Origin of the sequence: Desulfotomaculum copahuensis (assembly GCF_001655685.1) — a bacterium.
GTDB classification, from domain to species: domain Bacteria; phylum Bacillota; class Desulfotomaculia; order Desulfotomaculales; family Desulfovirgulaceae; genus Desulfotomaculum_G; species Desulfotomaculum_G copahuensis.
This window is the reverse complement of sequence record NZ_LYVF01000044.1, coordinates 1-721: the sequence shown is the minus strand read 5'-3', so window position 1 is coordinate 721 and position 721 is coordinate 1. Positions and strand designations below refer to the sequence as shown.

Genomic DNA, 721 nt, shown 5'->3' with positions numbered 1-721 from the left:
CGGAACTGGTGCGGGACCTACTGTCCATAGTCACCTCTTTTTCGGCCCGGCTGTATGGAGCCAGGGGCGGCAGGAAAGTCAGGCAGGGGTTTCGGGAGTTGATCGCGGGAGTGGAAGCGGATGAAAAAGCCGAAAAAGAAACGGATTAACCCGGCCGGGGGCATCAAATACACCGTCTGCGGCGAGTGGTTTCCGGAAAGTTTTCCGGCCCGGCGCAATGAGAAGTGGCCGAAAGGGATGGAAGATCCTCTGACTACTGAAATGCGCCTGTTCTGTGCCTGTACCCGCTGGGCCTTCAACCGGCTGCTGGCAGGTAAGGCGCGGGAAGCACTGAAAAAGCAGGGCCAGGAAATATTCGGCTTAAACTCCCGCTACTGTGACGACGCCATACTGAAGGCAAGAGAAATCATCGACTCCCAGCAACAACTGCTCGTCACGGAAATCAAGGAAACGGAAACGAAGCTGGCCCGGGCCAAAAAGAAACTTGGCTGGGCGGAAAAAGATCTGGTCAGAGCGGTTAAAGCCGGCGATGCCGTTAAAATCAAAAAAGCCAAACTTACCGTCCACGGGCGCAAAGCGCGGGTCAAAAAACTGGCCGGCAAGCTGGAAGAACTGCAAACCCGCCGGGACAACGGCACCATATCCAAAGTGGTCTTCGGCGGTCGCTCTTTATGGAAGCGGGTCTGCAAAGGCAAAGCCACCTGTGAAGAGTGGCGTAACG

2 pseudogenes are annotated in these 721 nt (G+C 56.0%); both read left to right on the top strand.

The features are described from left to right. Positions 1 to 149 (top strand): annotated as a pseudogene (locus A6M21_RS19055) (IS607 family transposase); the annotation flags it as partial. Further along, positions 121 to 721, top strand: a pseudogene (locus A6M21_RS03235) (IS200/IS605 family accessory protein TnpB-related protein); the annotation flags it as partial. The pseudogenes A6M21_RS19055 and A6M21_RS03235, both read left to right, overlap by 29 nt.